This window comes from Bradyrhizobium sp. WCU1 (genome assembly GCF_053474805.1).
On sequence record NZ_CM130280.1, the window covers coordinates 6,417,277 to 6,432,362 of the forward strand.

A 15,086-nucleotide genomic window follows, 5' to 3' on the forward strand; every position below is an offset into this window, starting at 1 on the left:
GGACGACGGCGGATTTGTTGCAGCATCAAGAGCCATGCATTCGCGTTCTCGCGATATGATTAGCCATAGGTCTCCACGATGAAGTCGATCAGGGCGCGCAGCTTCGGGGTCATCTTGCGGTTCCTCGGCCACAGGATCTGACGCGCGCGGGCTTGCGTCGTGTAGTTCGGCAGCAGGACCTGGAGCCGGCCCGCGGCGATGTCCTCGGCGAGCAGTTCGTCGCGCATCAGCACGATGCCGGCGCCGGCGAGGGCCGCATAGCGGATGCCGAACGCGCTGTTGATGAAGAGGCGGCTTGTGACATCGACTTGCACTTCGCCTTCCGGTCCGAGGAAGCTCCATCGTTGCGCGTCCGACCAGCCGGGATAGCGTAGGCATTCATGAGCGGCGAGGTCCCTTGGGTGGGTCGGCGTGCCGCGTTCGGCGAGATAGCTCGGCGCAGCGCAAACCACGCCGGTGTAGGGCGACAGCGAGCGCGACATCATCGTGGAGTCGGTCAGCGTGCCGACCCGGATCGCGGCATCCAGCCCTTCTTCGAGCAGGTCGACCATCTTGTCACTGAGGATGAGGTCGACCGACACTTCCGGGTACTTGTTCATGAAACGAACCAGCGCCGGAGCGAGGCTGTAGGAACCGAAGGCAACCGATGTCGCCACGCGCAGCCTGCCGCGCGGCGCGCTCAAGGCTTCCTCGACCAGCGCATCGCCAGCCTCGGCCTCGACCAAAAGGTGCTTGCAGTGATCGAGATAGTTGCGGCCGAGTTCGGTGAGGCCCTGTCGCCGCGTCGAGCGGTTGATCAATTGCGAGCCGAGCCGGTCCTCCAGAAAGCGGATATGCTTGCCGATCATGGTCGGCGATATCCGCAGCTCCTTGGCTGCCGCGGTGAAGGAGCCGAGATCGGCGACGCGGGCGAACACGGACATGCTGGTCAGTCGATCCATGATTATAAACCAATGGTTACTTCACTGCGGATCAAAGCGCCGCTTTTGATGCTTTGGATTTCTATTTATTACCATGAGTGGGCAATCGGCGCGAGGAAGCACACGATTGCTTTGGAATGTGGCCGGCCACGCCCGGAGGGCGCGGCCGGCAGGGGTCTCGAACCAGGACAGGAGTGTCAGGATGCCCTTCCAGATCACGATCAATGGGACCAGTCATTCGGTCGACGCCGACGGCGATACGCCGTTGTTGTGGGTGCTGCGCGACGTGCTCGGCATGACCGGCACCAAGTTCGGCTGCGGCATGGCGCTGTGCGGCGCCTGCACGGTGCATCTTGACGACGCCGCGGTGCGCTCCTGCATCACGACGATCGACAGCATCGGCGATTCCAAGATCACGACCATCGAGGCGGTCGGCGGGACTGCGGCGGGCAAGAAGATCCAGGACGCCTGGCTCGCGCATGAGGTGCCGCAATGCGGCTACTGCCAGTCCGGGCAGATCATGTCGGCGGCAGCCTTGCTCGCGAGCAAGCCGAAGCCGACCGACGCCGATATCGATGATGCGATGTCGGGCAACATCTGCCGCTGCGGGACCTACGTCCGCATCCGCGACGCCATCAAGCAAGCCGCGCAGTCGGGAGGTTGAGCCATGACGCTGATGGACAATCTGTCTGAACGCGCCGCCGATCTGTCGCGACGCAACTTCCTCCGCGCCAGCGCAATCGCAGGCGGCGGCCTGCTGCTCAGCGTGAACCTGCCGTTCGCCGGCCGCGAGAGCGAGGCCGCGGCGGCGGCCGGCGACTTCGCGCCGAATGCCTTCGTCCGGATTGGTGGCGACGGCAAGGTCGTGCTGACCATGCCCTACGTCGAAATGGGGCAGGGCACCTACACCTCGATTCCGATGCTGATCGCCGAGGAGCTCGAGATCGGCCTGAATCAGGTGCAGCTCGAGCATGCGCCGCCGAGCGACAAGCTCTATGCCAACCCGCTGCTCGGCGTGCAGGCGACCGGAAATTCGAATGCGATGCGCGGTGCATGGCAGCCGATGCGAAAAGCCGGCGCCACAGCGAAGGCGATGCTGGTCGCAGCTGCGGCGAAGCGCTGGAACGTCGAGCCCGCCACATGCCGCGCCGAGAACGGCGAGGTGCATCACGCGGCCTCCGGACGCAAGCTGGGCTACGGTGAGCTCGCGGCCGATGCGGCGCAGATGCCGGTGCCGGAGAATGTGACGCTGAAGAGCCCGGCCGAGTTCAAGCTGATCGGCACGGCGGCCAAGCGGCTCGATACGCCGTCGAAGGTCAACGGCACGGCGGTCTACGGCATCGACGCGCGGCCGCCCGGGGTGAAGGTCGCGACGCTGGCGCAGTCGCCGGTGTTCGGCGGCCGGGTGAAGCGCGTGGACGATGCGGCGGCAAAGGCCGTCAACGGCGTGCGCCAGATCGTCACACTTGATGACGCGGTCGCCGTGGTGGCCGATCACATGGGCGCGGCGAAGAAAGGTCTCGCGGCGCTCACGATCGAGTGGGACGAGGGGCCGCACGCCAAGCTTGCCACCGCAGATATCGCGCGCGAGCTCGAAGCCGCCACCACCAAGCCGGGCGCGGTCGCGCAGAATATCGGCGACGCCGACAACGCGCTGGCGGGTGCGGCGACGAAAGTGGAGGCGACCTATCAGCTGCCGTTCCTCGCCCATGCCACGATGGAGCCGATGAACTGCACCGTGCATGTGCGCCCCGATGGTTGCGAGATCTGGGTCGGCAACCAGGCGCTTTCGCGTGTGCAGGCGGTGACCGCGAAGCTGCTGAACCTGCCGCCGGAGAAGGTGGTGGTGCACAATCATTTACTCGGCGGCGGCTTTGGCCGCAGGCTCGAGGTCGATGGCGTGATCCGCGCCGTGCAGATCGCCAGGCAGGTCGATGCGCCGCTCAAGTTGGTGTGGACCCGCGAGGAGGACATTCAGCACGACATGTACCGGCCGTATTGGTGCGACCGGATCTCGGTCGGGCTCGATGCATCCGGCAAGCCGATCGCCTGGAACAATCGCTTCGCCGGCTCTTCTGTGATCGCGCGCTGGGCGCCGCCGGCGTTCCGCAACGGTCTTGATCCCGACACGACGGAAGGCGCGATCGATCTCGTCTACGACATCCCGAACTTCCACGTCGAATATGTCCGGGTCGAACCACCCGGTATCCCGACCGCGTTCTGGCGCAGCGTCGGTCCCTCGCACAACGTGTTCGTCACCGAAAGCATGATCGACGAGATGGCGGCGGCCGCGAAGCAGGACCCGGTCGAGTATCGCAAGGCATTGCTTGGCAAGTCGCCGCGCGCCAAGGCGGCGCTGGAACTCGCTGCGGCCAAGGCCGGCTGGGGCGGCAAGCTGCCTGCGGGGCGCGGACGCGGCGTCTCCCTGCAGTTCGTGTTCGGCAGCTACCTTGCACTGATTGCCGAGGTCGAGGTTGCAAAGGATGGCTCAGTCCGCGTCCACCGCGTGGTCTGCGCCATGGACTGCGGCACCGTGGTCAATCCCGACACGGTGCAGGCGCAGCTGCAGAGCGGCATCAATTTCGGCGTCACCGCCGCGCTCTATGGCGAGATCACGCTGAAGGACGGTCGCGTCGAGCAGACCAATTTCGACAGCTACCAGATGCTGCGGATCGATCAGGCTCCGGCGATCGAGGTCCATATCGTGCCGAGCACCGAGCCGCCCGGCGGCATGGGCGAGACCGGGACATCGGGCATCGTGCCCGCGATCAGCAACGCGATCTTCGCGGCGACCGGTAAGCGGTTGCGGAAGATGCCCGTCGATCCGGCGGTGTTAAAGCAGGCGTGAGGTGCCACTGGCGCGATCGTGAAGTCGCACGGATTTGCAGGTTCCACTGATCCGTGCGACAAGCGGGCATGCAAATGAGGCGGCTCGTCAATTTCTGGATTCTGCTGCTCGTCGCGGCCGGGCTGTTGCTCGCGCCCGTGGCGTCGGCGTTTGCCCGGACGATGCCGCTTACGTCGGCCACCGCCATGCAGGCGATGTCCGGTCACGATGATATGCCGGATCATGTCATGTCCGGCATGGTGTCCGACGAAGCCATGTCCATGCAGGATATGGCCGACAACATGCCCTGCTGTCCGGACCAGACCAAGAGCAAGGGCTGCGACGATTGTCCGTTCCTTGCGCTCTGCATGCTCAGCGTCTCGCTGTCGGCGCCTGCCGGGGCGATGTCGCTGATCGCGCGCGAGCCGTCACGGAATGGCTTCGCCCCGCGCGACGACCGTCTGCTTGACGGGCTCGGCGCCAAGCCTCCGGATCATCCGCCTCGAACCAACGTCTGACAGGCGCTTGACGCGCCTGATCGCTGACGCGTGCGCCTGACGGCGCGCGTGCCTTCGCATGCCGCTCATGCGGTCCATCAGACGTATCGAGGATTATTACCAATGAAGTCTCTCCACCTCGCGCGCGCCGCTGCGGCCGCGCTGATCGGCGTTGCCCTGGCCCACGCGCCCGCCCATGCCGAGATCAAGAACTACGAATTCCAACTCGTTCAGCCGACCGTCAAGGCCGGCGCGGATCGCGTCGTTTCGGTGCGGTTACTCGACAAGAGCACCGGAAAGGCCGTCTCCGACGCAGTCATCTTCTCGACCCGGCTCGATATGGCGCCCGACGGCATGCAGGAGATGGCCACCAAGGTGACGCCGATGCAGTCGACTGAACCCGGCACCTACCGGTTCAAGGCGACCTTCGGCATGGCCGGCCGCTGGCAATTGTCGCTCGGCGCTAAAGTGCAGGGCGAGACCGGCTCGGTCGAGAGCAAGCTCGTCGTCACGGCCGAGCAATGAGCTCTCGAGCGATGCGGCCCTTGATATGGGCCGGCGCTGCCGCTGCGATCGCCGCAGTGGCCGGCGCCGCATGGACCGCCCGCGGCCTGCCGCCGCGGCCGGCGACCGCCGCCATCGTCTCCGCCGTGCAGGCGGCGGAGAGCGCTGCGCCGATCTATTACCGCGATCCCGACGGCAAGCCGCTCTACTCGGCGACGCCGAAGCAGACGCCCGACGGGCGCGACTATCTGCCGGTGTTCCCGGAGGCCGATGCGCAATCCGGTGAGCCCGAACAGCCGGCGAATGCGAAGTCCGCGGCCGCGAAGAGCGAGCGCAAGGTCAAATATTATCGCAACCCGATGGGGCTTGCGGACACCTCGCCGGTGCCGAAGAAGGACTCGATGGGGATGGACTACATCCCGGTCTATGACGGCGAGGACAGCGATGACGGTTCGATCACGCTGTCGCCTGGCAAGATCCAGCGCACCGGCGTCAAGTCGGAGGCCGCGCTGATGCGCCGCATCCGCACGCTGGTCCGCGCCCCCGGCACGATCCAGCTCGACGAACGGCGCGTCTCCGTGATCGCGATGCGCGCCGAGGGCTATGTGCAGAAGGTCGCCGACGTCACGACCGGCAGCCGGGTGACCAGGGGGCAGCCGCTGATGGAGGTCTATAGCCCGGCGATCTCGTCGGCTGCGGCCGAATACGTCGCGACCATCACGTCGAAGGCGACCGCAGGCATCGAGCCCTACGGGCGAGGCTCCAAGCAGCGATTGACCAATCTCGACGTCCCCGAGGCCGTCATTGCCGACATGGAGAAGAGCCGGACGGTGCCGATCGCAATTCCGTGGTCGTCGCCGCGCGACGGCATCGTGCTGCAACGCGCCGCGATCGAGGGCATGCGCGCGCAGCCGGGTGACGTGCTGTTCCGGATCGCCGACGTCTCCGTCGTGTGGGCGCTGGTCGACGTCGCCGAGCGCGATCTCGGCAATATCGGGGTCGGGCAGGATGTCACGGTGCGGGCTCGCAGCTATCCCGGCCGCGCGTTCGCGGGGAAGATCAGCATGATCTATCCGCAGGTCAACAAGGAGACACGCACCGCGCGGGTGCGGATCGAGCTGGAGAATGCCGATCTCGCGCTGCTTCCGGATATGTATGTCGACGCCGAGATCGACACCGGCAGCGCGGCGCCGGTGCTGACGGTCGCCGATAATTCCATCCTCGACACCGGCAGCCGGCAGACCGTGCTGCTTGACCGCGGCAACGGGCGGTTCGAGCCGCGTGAGGTGAAGCTCGGGCGACGCGGCGACGGCTATGTCGAGATCCGAGATGGGATCGCTGAGGGCGATGCGGTCGTCACCTCAGCCACTTTCCTGATTGACGCAGAAAGCAATCTGAAGGCGGCGATCAAGGGGTTTGCCGAGGCCGGCGCGAAGCAGGCGGCGGGCGGAAGCGAGATGATGGATGGAGGCAAGCCATGATCGCCCGCGTGATCACCTGGTCGGCGCGCAACCTGCTGCTGGTGCTGTTCGGCACCGGCTTCGCGGCGGCCGCAGGGCTCTATGCGCTGCTGCACCTGCCGCTCGATGCCATCCCCGATCTCTCGGACACCCAGGTCATCGTCTACACCGAATATCCGGGGCAAGCGCCGCAGGTGATCGAGGACCAGGTCACCTATCCGCTGACCACGGCGATGCTGACGGTGCCCAAATCCAAGGTCGTGCGCGGCTTCTCGTTCTTCGGCGTGTCCTTTGTCTATGTCATCTTCGAGGACGGCACCGACATCTACTGGGCGCGCTCGCGCGTGCTCGAATTTCTCAACAGCGCGTCACAGCGGCTGCCGGCCGGCGTCTCGCCGACGATCGGGCCCGATGCGACAGGGGTCGGCTGGGTCTACCAGTACGCCGTGATGTCGAAGCAGCTGAACCTCGCCGATACGCGCACGATCCAGGATTGGAACCTGAAATTCGCGCTGGCCAAGGCCGAAGGCGTCGCCGAGGTGGCAAGCGTCGGCGGCTTCGTCAAGCAATACAATGTGATCCTCGATCCGCAGCGGATGCGCGACCGTGGCATCACCATGCAGCGGATGCGCGATGCGATCCGCGCCAGCAATGCCGATGTCGGCGGCCGCACCGTCGAGCTCTCCGAATTCGAATACGTCATCCGCGGCAAAGGCTATCTCAGGGACATCAACGACCTCGGCAATGTCGTGCTGAAGACCGACAACGGCACGCCGGTGTTGCTGCGCGACGTCGCCCGCGTCGAGCTCGGGCCCGATGAGCGGCGCGGCATCGCCGAGCTGAACGGCGAGGGCGAGGTGGCGAGCGGCATCGTGCTGCAACGCTTCGGCATGAATGCGCTCGACGTGATCGAGAACGTCAAGAAGCGATTCAGGGAGATCGCGACCAGCCTGCCGAAATCGGTCGAGATCGTGCCGGTCTATGACCGCTCCAACCTGATCTATGCGGCGATCGACACGCTGAAGCGCACGCTGCTCGAGGAGAGCGTTGTGGTCGCGCTGGTCTGCATCGTGTTCCTGCTGCATGTCCGCAGCGCGCTGGTGGCGATCCTGATGCTGCCGGTCGGTGTGCTGATGGCGTTCGGCGCGATGAAGTTTTTCGGGATCGGCTCCAACATCATGAGCCTCGGCGGCATCGCGATCGCGATCGGCGCCATGATCGACGCGGCGATCGTGATGATCGAGAACGCGCACAAGCATCTGGAACGCGCCAAGCCTGGCCAGTCGCGGGTGTCGATCCTGATCGAGGCGGCGGCCGAAGTCGGGCCGGCGCTGTTCTTCAGCCTGCTCATCATCACCGTGTCGTTCATGCCGATCTTCACGCTGGAGTCGCAGGAGGGCCGGCTGTTCTCGCCGCTCGCCTTCACCAAGACATTTGCGATGGCGGCGGCCGCGCTGCTGTCGGTGACGCTGGTGCCGGCGCTGATGGTGATCTTCGTGCGCGGCAAAATCATTCCCGAGCACAAGAATCCGATCAACCGCTTCCTGATCTGGATCTACCGTCCGGTCATCCACGGCGTGTTGCAGGCCAAGACGCTGGTGATCCTGCTGGCGCTCGGCGCGCTCGCTGTGACCGTCTGGCCGGCGCGGCAGCTCGGCACCGAGTTCATGCCCGACCTCAACGAGGGCACGCTGCTCTATATGCCGACCACGCTGCCGGGCATCTCGGTGACCAAGGCATCCGAACTGATGCAGACCCAGAACCGCATCATCAAGAGCTTTCCGGAGGTCGCCTCGGTCTATGGCAAGGCCGGCCGCGCCGCCACGGCAACCGATCCGGCGCCGTCCGAGATGTTCGAGACCGTCGTCAACCTCAGGCCGAAGCAGGAATGGCGTAAGGGCCTCACCCTCGACGGCCTGATCGCCGAGATGGACAAGGCGCTGCAATTCCCCGGCGTCTCCAACGCCTGGACGATGCCGATCAAGGCGCGCATCGACATGCTCTCGACCGGCATCCGCACGCCTGTCGGCGTCAAGGTGATCGGCCCGGATCTTGCTGTGATCGACAAGCTCGCGCGGCAGGTCGAGCAGGTGCTCAAGGCCGTGCCCGGGACCTCGTCGGCTTATGCCGAGCGTAACCTCGGCGGCTACTATCTCGAGATCACGCCGAACCGCGAGGCGCTGGCGCGCTATGGCATCGCAGTGCAGGACGTGCAGGACACGATCGCGACCGCGCTCGGCGGCCAGAGCGTCACCACCACGGTGGAGGGGCGGCAGCGCTTCACCGTCAACATGCGCTACCCGCGCGACCTGCGCGACAATCCCGGCGCAATCGCAAACGACATCCTGGTACCGATGCCGGCCGGCGGCGCGGTGCCGCTCGGTGAGGTCGCCAACGTCACGCCGGCGCGCGGGCCGAGCTCGATCCGGACCGAGAACGGCCAGCTCGCGACCTACATCTATGTCGACATCCGCGACCGCGACCTCGGCGGCTATGTCGCCGACGCACAGCGCGCGGTGCAGGCGAGCGTGCTGTTTCCGCCGGGCACTTATCTGGTCTGGAGCGGGCAGTACGAGTATCTCGAACGCGCTGCAGCCCGGCTGAAGATCGTGGTGCCGGTGACGCTCGCAATCATCTTCCTGCTGCTCTACCTCAACTTCCGCTCGGTGGCGGAGACCCTGATCGTGATGCTGTCGCTGCCGTTCGCGCTGGTCGGGGGGCTCTGGCTGATGTGGGCGCTCGGCTTCAATCTGTCGGTTGCGGTCGCGGTCGGCTTCATCGCGCTGGCCGGCGTCGCCGCCGAGACCGGCGTCGTGATGCTGATCTACCTCAACCACGCACTGGAGGCGGCGAGGGCGCGCTGCGCCGCCGAGGGGCGGCGCATCGGTCGCGACGACCTGCACAGGGCGATCATCGAGGGCGCGGTCGAGCGCGTCCGCCCGAAGATGATGACGGTGGTCGCGATCATGGCCGGGCTACTGCCGATCCTGTGGAGCACCGGCACCGGCTCCGAGATCATGCAGCGCATCGCGGTGCCGATGATCGGCGGCATGATCTCCTCGACCTTGCTGACGCTGATCGTGATCCCCGCGATCTTCGCCATCGTGAAGGGGATCGAGATCCGCGTGAAGGTACCGGAGCGAGAGGTCGGTGCAGCCGTCGCCCGCCAACAACCGCAGCTATGACCTGGACAAGCCACTTTTTTGAAATGGAGAATGCAATGAATCGCCTCACCATAACCTGCATTGCGCTCGTTGCGTTGTCGGTCGCGGCAGCGCCGGCGCGCGCACACGAAAATCACGGTCACCAATCCTATTCGGCCGGCGAGCCCGGCGATCCCACCAAGCCGTCGCGCACCGTCGAGGTCGAGATGAAGGAGATGGAGTTCACGCCGTTCCGCATCGAGGTCAAGCGCGGCGAACAGATCCGCTTCGTGATCAGGAATGTCGGCACCGAGGATCACGAATTCCTGCTCGCGACCACCGAGGAGAATCTCAGGCATGCCGAAGTGATGAAGAAGCATCCGCACATGGAGCATGACGATCCGAACGGCGTCCGTCTCGCGCCGAAGAAGAGTGCCGAGATCGTCTGGAAGTTCACCAAGGCCGGGACGTTCGAATATTCCTGCCTGATCCCCGATCACCGCGACTACGGAATGACCGGCCGCATCATCGTGAAATGAAGCCACCAACGAGCAACAGGACGATAGCGATGAACAGGATGATCCACCTTGCGGGCGCTGGTCTGCTCATGCTGGCTCTGAGCCTGGGCGCGGCGTTCGCGCAGGCCGCTGATATCGATGGCGAGGTCAAGAAGATCGACGAGGGCGCGGGCAAGATCACGCTCAAGCATGGGCCGGCCAAGAGCCTCGGCATGGAGGCGCCGATGACGATGGTCTACCGGGTCAAGGATCCCGCGCTGCTCAAGCAGGTGAAGGTCGGCGACAAGGTCAAGTTCGAAGCCCGGGAGGGCGACGGCGGCTACACCGTCACCGCGATCCAGAAGGCGAAGTGAGGCGACGGCCGCAACGTCGGATGGTCAGACGCGTGGCCAGGCAGGCGGCATTGGCCACGCATTTACCTAAAATGATGGGGTCGCGGGAACGTCCGTGGCAGCGATGCGTTGCCGTGCATCATTTGATGCGCAGCAGGCCCCCTCATGACAGTCAACGCGGCGATACTGATGGCAGCTCTGATGCTGTCGGGGACCGTGTTGGCGCAAAGCTCCGGGCCTTCGGCGGGCTCAGTGGGGGTGGGCCAGGCGGTCGACCCGAGCACCACTGGCCAGGCGCTGAACAATGGCAGGAAGACCGGCGACAGCGGCCCAGCGATCGAGCGAGCCGCGCGCCCGGCAAAGCCGGGGGAAACCGCCGATGCCAACACGGTCGGCGCGAGCCGTCCGCAGAAGCCCGAGCGGCGGCTCGAACACTACCCGTAACTATCTGCAAATATCCGGATTCCTGGATTTATTCTTGGGGGTTTCGCCGGACCAGGCCGGCTCGGCACAGCTCTGTCTTGATCCCGTCATGCCAGGTCGGTTAGCCCAGCGTTCTGATTGGAATGCGGTGGACTCATGGCCGGGACGAGCCGGGCACAGTTTCTAGGTATCGACCGGCAGATCGGCGGCGTGCTGCTCGTTCTTGCCGTCGCGCAGGTTTTCGGCTGGGGCACCCTTGGCCTGCCGGCGATTGCCGGCCACCGGATTGCGGCCGACCTCCATGTCTCGCTGCCGATGGTGTTCGGCGGCACCTCGACGCTCTACGTGACCATGGGCCTGTGCGGGCCGCTGCTGGCGGGACCGTTCCGGCGCGTCGGGGCGCGGCGGGTGATGATGACCGGCAGCGCGGTTGCCGGGCTCGGTTTCGTCGCTCTCGCCTGCGCGCATGGGGCCGCGGGCTACTTCATTGCCTGGACGATCCTCGGGATGGCCGGAAGCGCGGCGTTGAGCACGGCCGCCTACATCATGCTGAACGAGGTGGCCGGGCGGAACGCGAAGGGCGCGATCGGCGCGCTGATGCTGGTCACCGGGCTGTCCAGCAGCATCTTCTGGCCGACCACCGCGTTCCTCGCCGAGGCGCTGGGCTGGCGCGGCACCTGCCTGGTCTACGCCGCGGCGATGCTGCTGGTCTGCCTGCCGCTCTACACGTTCGGGCTGCCACGCCGGGCAGCCCATGAGGCCGAGACGGTATCGACACCGGATCGCGCGACGGCAACGCCGCCGGTGGGCAGGGGCACGTTCGTTCTGGTGGTCGCCGCGATCGCGCTCAACGCCTTTGTCAGCTTCGGCTTCAGCGCGGTGCTGGTCGAGCTCTTGAAGGCGCAGGGGCTATCGGCCGCCGAGGCGGTCGCGTTCGGCTCGACGCTCGGCATCGTGCAGGTGTCGGCGCGCGCGATCGACTTCCTCGGCGGCGGCCGCTGGGACGGCATCACGACGGGCCTGTTCGCCGGCACGCTGCTGCCGGTCGCGATGCTGATCCTGATCGTCGGCCACGGCAGTTACGCGGCGATCGCAGCCTTCATCCTGATTTACGGCCTCGGCAGCGGCGCGCTTGCGGTGGCGCGCGCGACCATCCCGCTGGTGTTCTACGACAAGAGCGAATTTGCCAAGGCGTCGTCGCATATCGCGCTGCCGCTGAACCTGATCTCGGCGGCCTCGCCGCCGGCGCTGGCTTATCTGCTGACCCGGTTCGGCAGCAACGCCGTGCTGGAGCTCGCGTTCGCCTGTTCGGTCGGCGCGCTGGTCATGCTCGCCGTTCTCGGTCGCCGCCGGCGCGAGGTCGGGATCGCTGCGACGTCGTCATGAAAAAGCCGGCGTAGTCGTTTGACCACGCCGGCTTGATCAAGACGATCGTTGGATCGCTCAGTAAACCAGGCCGGTGCCCGGGGGCTTCTCGAGTGCTGCAGCGAGCGAGCGGTATTCGTCGCTGTTGGTGCCGGCGAGCTGGGCGATGCGGTTCAAATGGTACTGCGCCTGGTCGCGGTTGCCCTGTTCGACCTGCCAGAGGCCGTAATACTGCCAGGTGCGCACATGGGCCGGGTCGGCCTTGAGCGCGCGCTCGTACCAGATCTGCGAGACCTTGTAGTCGCCGAGCTTGCGATAGGAGTAGCCGATCAGATTGGCGACGTCGGCACGATCGTCCTGGCCGAGCGCCTTCAGCTGCTCGATCGCGGCGGTATAGTCGTGCTTGTCGTAGATCGTGGCATAGGCGGCATGGTAGCCGGCCAGGAACTTCTGATCGTCGATCGCGGAGCTCTTGTCCTTCTTGGCCGCCTTCTTGCCCTTGCTGCTGCCGCTGTCGGACGCCGGCGGCGAGGGATTTTCGCTGCCGGCGGCGTAGGCCGAGATGACCGGCCCGGCGGCGAGCGTCATCGAGAGCACTGCGAGGCCTAGAAACTTCGTCGTCTTGCTCATTCCTGGTTGCTCCTGATCGTTCCTGATCGTGCTCGGTAATCCTACACCCAAGCCTGCTGACTTGAACACCCGAGGGTGCAGAACATTCCCGGCCGATCCCACGATTGCGTGAGGACTGCGACCCGCAGGAGCGGGCAACATGACCAAGATGTCATTCACATGAATGAATTCCGTCCATGCCCTTCAGAACGGGTTCAGTGCGCGGCCCCTAAGGTCGCATGCATTGATCGGTGAGGCCGACCATCCGGCCGGAGACCTCTCGATCCCGAAGAGGAGGACCACCATGTTGAAGACGATTTCCGCCGCGCTGCTCGCCGTGTCCGTCATCGCAGCGCCCGCGCTCGCCGCCGAAACCGGCAAGACCGCAACCCCCGCGCCCGCGACCACCACCGCCCCGGCGACGACTGCCCCGGCGACCAAGGCCGCCCCTGTCATCAAGAGCGAGCAGCTGCCGTCGAAGGTGCGCAATGCCAACGCCAAGCTGCACCACAAGCACTATCGCCATCACCGCCACCACAAGCACATGGGCATGCTGAAGGTGAAGTCGCCGAAGCACGCGACCAAGCACGTTCACGCCAAGGTCGCGAGCAAGCACGTCGTGCCGGCCAAGCGTGGCTGATCGAGCGAGGCTGAACTGATCTCGAGTCTGATCCCTGGGGCGTAGTTCGCTCCACATTGCCCCGCTACGCCCTCAGCGACAAAGGCAAAGCCTTTGCGCAGGGATGCAGAACCGGCCCGTCCGTCCATTGCTTCCCCAATGGCGGCGGGCCGGAGTGCGTTTGGCTTCAGTTGAGACCCGCCGTCGCGGGCCGGAATAACCGAGTTGCGAATTCCCCGCCTGGCGGTTTATGAGACCGGCCGGGGACCCATGAAACAGCTGACCTTGCGGACATCATCAAAACTGGCGGCAATCCTGCTGCTCTCGATTCCGCTCGCCGGTTGCCTCACCAGCGATGACGGCGGCGGTTCGACCACGTTCACCGACGATCGTGGTGTCGCCAACCAGCCGTTTCCCGACCGTTATCGCGAGCAGATCGTCGCTTTCATGCGTATCTACCTGAACAATCCGGTCGGGGTCCGCGAGGCGGCCATTGCCGACCCGGCGCAGCGCACCATCGGCGGCCGGCTTCGCTACATGGTGTGCGTGCGCTACAGCGCCAGGGAGACCGACGGCAATTATCGCCCGACCCGGGAGCGGGGGATCATGTTCGTCGACGGCCGGCTCGACCGCATTCTCGACAATCCCGCCGAGCCCTGCGCCGGCGCATCCTACGCGGCATTTCCGGAACTGGAAAAAATGGCGCGCTAGGCGTGATCCGGAAGAAAGCGTGAAGCGGTTTGCCCGCGCGACAAGCACGGAGCGTTTGCGCGAAGATCATGCCCGCGCCATAGGCCGCGGCGGCCTGTCGCAGCCCTGACCAGTTCGTGAGCGAATTCCGATCACTTTTCGGGGAGTGCTGAACTTCACCTTAGCCGTTTGCGACTTACATACAGCCGAAATACGGCTGCTTAACCTGTGAAAAACCTTCTGCGCCAAGGAACAAGCGGGCGTTGTTGCGACCCCGCTACAGCTCGGAAACATCACGGGTCTGGCATTGCCCCAAGGCAACCTAATTGACGTCACGTTGTTTGGTTTAACAGCGCAGCGTTCGTAACGGGGATCAGAGATGAAGACGTTTTTGCTCGGCACAGTCGCGCTGGTCGCCCTCGCGGGCCCGGTGTTTGCGGCTGACATGCCGGCTCGCACCTATACCAAGGCCCCGCCGCCCTATACCGCACCGGCGCTCGTCTACAATTGGACCGGTTTCTATATCGGCGGCCATGTCGGCGGCGCGTTCACCGACGGCACCAACCTGATGGGCAGCGATGCGCGCTTCATGGGCGGCGTGCAGGGCGGCTTCGACTATCAGTTCGCGCCCAACTGGGTGATGGGCGTCGAGGCGCAGTACTCCTGGCTGCCCAGTTCCTCGAACAACAATGGCGTGCTGCTCCCCGGCGGGACGCTGGTGACCGGGAATACCGACCAGCTCGGTTCGGTGACCGGCCGCCTTGGCTACACCTGGGGTCCGGCGTTGCTCTACGCCAAGGGCGGTTACGCCTGGCGCGACAACAATAACATCACGGCGACGGTCGGCGGCGTGCCGGCGGCCTTCACCACCGACGGCGGCCACAAGGACGGCTATACCGTCGGCGCGGGCCTCGAATACATGTTCGCCCCGAACTGGTCGGCGAAGGCCGAATACCAGTACTACAATTTCGGCAAGACCAACTTCACCAGCGGCCCGGCCGACCTAGTCGGCACAAGCTTCCGGAACGACGAGCATACCGTCAAGGTCGGGGTCAACTACCGCTTCGGCTGGGGCGGTCCGGTGGGCTCCCGCTACTGATTGCGTCTTCTTCCATCAACATCAAAGGCCGCCTCCGTGGCGGCCTTTTTTGGCCTGACGTTTGCTTGTTCAGCCGGTAT

General features: G+C 65.3%; 15 protein-coding genes. 13 read left to right on the forward strand and 2 right to left on the reverse strand.

Features of this window, described 5'->3' with window-relative positions:
• Positions 1-59: 59 nt before the first annotated feature.
• Complete coding sequence (locus ACTUWL_RS29990; RefSeq protein ID WP_035653172.1) at positions 60-941, reverse strand: LysR substrate-binding domain-containing protein; 882 nt, start codon at positions 939-941, stop codon at positions 60-62.
• A gap of 181 nt (positions 942-1,122) precedes the next feature.
• Here ACTUWL_RS29990 and ACTUWL_RS29995 point away from each other — a divergent pair, with 181 nt between their 5' ends.
• The 10 genes from ACTUWL_RS29995 (at position 1,123) to ACTUWL_RS30040 (ending at position 12,010) form a co-directional block, all read left to right on the forward strand.
• Complete coding sequence (locus ACTUWL_RS29995; RefSeq protein ID WP_021081789.1) at positions 1,123-1,584, forward strand: (2Fe-2S)-binding protein; 462 nt, start codon at positions 1,123-1,125, stop codon at positions 1,582-1,584.
• Between the two features lie 3 nt (positions 1,585-1,587).
• Entirely contained in the window at positions 1,588-3,768 is a 2,181-nt protein-coding gene (locus ACTUWL_RS30000) for a xanthine dehydrogenase family protein molybdopterin-binding subunit (RefSeq protein WP_021081788.1), read from the forward strand.
• A gap of 74 nt (positions 3,769-3,842) precedes the next feature.
• Positions 3,843-4,265 carry a hypothetical protein gene (locus ACTUWL_RS30005; RefSeq protein ID WP_291732362.1) on the forward strand — a complete coding sequence of 141 codons (423 nt, stop codon included), beginning with the start codon at positions 3,843-3,845 and terminating at the stop codon, positions 4,263-4,265.
• 102 nt (positions 4,266-4,367) lie between these two features.
• A complete protein-coding gene (locus ACTUWL_RS30010; RefSeq protein ID WP_021081786.1) occupies positions 4,368-4,769 on the forward strand; it encodes a FixH family protein in 402 nt (133 codons plus the stop codon).
• 11 nt (positions 4,770-4,780) lie between these two features.
• Positions 4,781-6,229 carry an efflux RND transporter periplasmic adaptor subunit gene (locus ACTUWL_RS30015; protein ID WP_021081785.1) on the forward strand — a complete coding sequence of 483 codons (1,449 nt, stop codon included), beginning with the start codon at positions 4,781-4,783 and terminating at the stop codon, positions 6,227-6,229.
• A complete protein-coding gene (locus ACTUWL_RS30020) occupies positions 6,226-9,393 on the forward strand; it encodes an efflux RND transporter permease subunit (protein ID WP_021081784.1) in 3,168 nt (1,055 codons plus the stop codon). The genes ACTUWL_RS30015 and ACTUWL_RS30020 overlap by 4 nt, the downstream gene beginning before the upstream one ends.
• Positions 9,394-9,428: 35 nt before the next feature.
• Positions 9,429-9,890, forward strand: coding sequence for a cupredoxin domain-containing protein (locus ACTUWL_RS30025; RefSeq protein WP_021081783.1), 462 nt, complete (start codon positions 9,429-9,431; stop codon positions 9,888-9,890).
• Positions 9,891-9,919: 29 nt separating this feature from the next.
• The gene (locus tag ACTUWL_RS30030; RefSeq protein WP_021081782.1) at positions 9,920-10,222 is read left to right on the forward strand and encodes a copper-binding protein; all 303 of its coding nucleotides are present in this window, start codon (positions 9,920-9,922) and stop codon (positions 10,220-10,222) included.
• 144 nt (positions 10,223-10,366) lie between these two features.
• The gene (locus tag ACTUWL_RS30035) at positions 10,367-10,645 is read left to right on the forward strand and encodes a hypothetical protein (protein ID WP_021081781.1); all 279 of its coding nucleotides are present in this window, start codon (positions 10,367-10,369) and stop codon (positions 10,643-10,645) included.
• Positions 10,646-10,780: 135 nt separating this feature from the next.
• Complete coding sequence (locus ACTUWL_RS30040; protein ID WP_021081780.1) at positions 10,781-12,010, forward strand: MFS transporter; 1,230 nt, start codon at positions 10,781-10,783, stop codon at positions 12,008-12,010.
• 57 nt (positions 12,011-12,067) lie between these two features.
• On the opposite strand, the gene ACTUWL_RS30045 is transcribed toward ACTUWL_RS30040, so the two are convergent.
• Positions 12,068-12,619, reverse strand: coding sequence for a tetratricopeptide repeat protein (locus ACTUWL_RS30045; RefSeq protein WP_021081779.1), 552 nt, complete (start codon positions 12,617-12,619; stop codon positions 12,068-12,070).
• A gap of 283 nt (positions 12,620-12,902) precedes the next feature.
• Between ACTUWL_RS30045 and ACTUWL_RS30050 the strand changes: the two genes are divergently transcribed.
• From ACTUWL_RS30050 to ACTUWL_RS30060, 3 genes are all read left to right on the forward strand, one after another.
• Positions 12,903-13,238 (forward strand): His-rich protein BRANT, encoded by a 336-nt coding sequence (locus ACTUWL_RS30050; protein ID WP_021081778.1) that lies wholly within the window; start codon positions 12,903-12,905, stop codon positions 13,236-13,238.
• Between the two features lie 249 nt (positions 13,239-13,487).
• The gene (locus ACTUWL_RS30055; RefSeq protein WP_021081777.1) at positions 13,488-13,928 is read left to right on the forward strand and encodes a hypothetical protein; all 441 of its coding nucleotides are present in this window, start codon (positions 13,488-13,490) and stop codon (positions 13,926-13,928) included.
• A 358-nt stretch (positions 13,929-14,286) separates the two neighbouring features.
• Positions 14,287-15,006 (forward strand): outer membrane protein, encoded by a 720-nt coding sequence (locus ACTUWL_RS30060; protein ID WP_021081776.1) that lies wholly within the window; start codon positions 14,287-14,289, stop codon positions 15,004-15,006.
• The last annotated feature ends 80 nt before the right edge of the window (positions 15,007-15,086 follow it).